General features: G+C 40.2%; 1 protein-coding gene. It reads right to left on the bottom strand.

Annotation, left to right across the window (positions count from 1 at the left end):
- The coding region (locus BZG02_RS20940; protein WP_218972324.1) for a hypothetical protein at positions 1 to 1,477 on the bottom strand (1,477 nt) is incomplete at both ends.

The raw sequence follows: 1,477 nt of genomic DNA, 5'->3' as shown, positions 1-1,477 counted from the left end.
TCGTTACCTCACACTCTGCAGTTACGTTTGGCAAAGAAGCCAAATCTGCAACTGGTGCAGTAGCATCAGTAATGATTACATTCTGTGTTTGTGTACTGGTATTCCCAACTACATCTTTATAAGTCCAGGTAACAACTGTAGTGCCTTGTGCAGTGATTGGCAAACTTGCATCGTTAGTTACTGTTACGGCAGAACAATTATCTGTTGCTGTTGGTGCAGTTAAAGTCGTTACCTCACACTCTGCGGTTACGTTTGGCAATGAAGCCAAATTTGCAACCGGTGCTGTAGCATCAGTAATGATTACATTCTGTGTTTGTGTACTGATATTCCCAACAACATCTTTATAAGTCCAGGTAACAACAGTAGTTCCTTGTGTAGTTATTGGCAAACTTGCATCGTTAGTTACTGTTACAGCAGAACAATTATCTGTCGCACTTGGTGCAGTTAAAGTCGTTACCTCACACTCTGCAGTTACGTTTGGCAAAGAAGCCAAATCTGCAACTGGTGCAGTAGCATCAGTAATGATTACATTCTGTGTTTGTGTACTGGTATTCCCAACTACATCTTTATAAGTCCAAGTCACAACTGTAGTGCCTTGTGTAGTTATTGGTAAACTTGCATCGTTAGTTACTGTTACGGCAGAACAATTATCTGTTGCTGTTGGTGCAGTTAAACTAGTCACCTCACACTCTGCAGTTACGTTTGACAATGAAGCCAAATTTGCAACCGGTGCTGTAGCATCAGTAATGATTACATTCTGTGTTTGTGTACTGATATTCCCAACAACATCTTTATAAGTCCAGGTAACAACAGTAGTTCCTTGTGTAGTTATTGGCAAACTTGCATCGTTAGTTACTGTTACAGCAGAACAATTATCTGTTGCACTTGGTGCTGTTAAACTAGTCACCTCACACTCTGCAGTTACGTTTGGCAATGAAGCCAAATCTGCAACTGGTGCAGTAGCATCAGTAATAATTACATTCTGTGTTTGTGTACTGATATTCCCAACAACATCTTTATAAGTCCAGGTAACAACAGTAGTTCCTTGTGTAGTTATTGGCAAACTTGCATCGTTAGTTACTGTTACAGCAGAACAATTATCTGTTGCACTTGGTGCTGTTAAACTAGTCACCTCACACTCTGCAGTTACGTTTGGCAATGAAGCCAAATCTGCAACTGGTGCAGTAGCATCAGTAATAATTACATTCTGTGTTTGTGTACTGATATTCCCAACAACATCTTTATAAGTCCAGGTAACAACAGTAGTTCCTTGTGTAGTTATTGGCAAACTTGCATCGTTAGTTACTGTTACAGCAGAACAATTATCTGTCGCACTTGGTGCAGTTAAAGTCGTTACCTCACACTCTGCAGTTACGTTTGGCAATGAAGCCAAATCTGCAACCGGTGCTGTAGCATCAGTAATGATTACATTCTGTGTTTGTGTACTGGTATTCCCAACTACATCTTTATAAGTCCA

It is taken from the genome of Labilibaculum filiforme, assembly GCF_002843315.1.
Lineage (GTDB): Bacteria > Bacteroidota > Bacteroidia > Bacteroidales > Marinifilaceae > Labilibaculum > Labilibaculum filiforme.
This window is presented reverse-complemented; position numbering and strand designations above follow the sequence as displayed.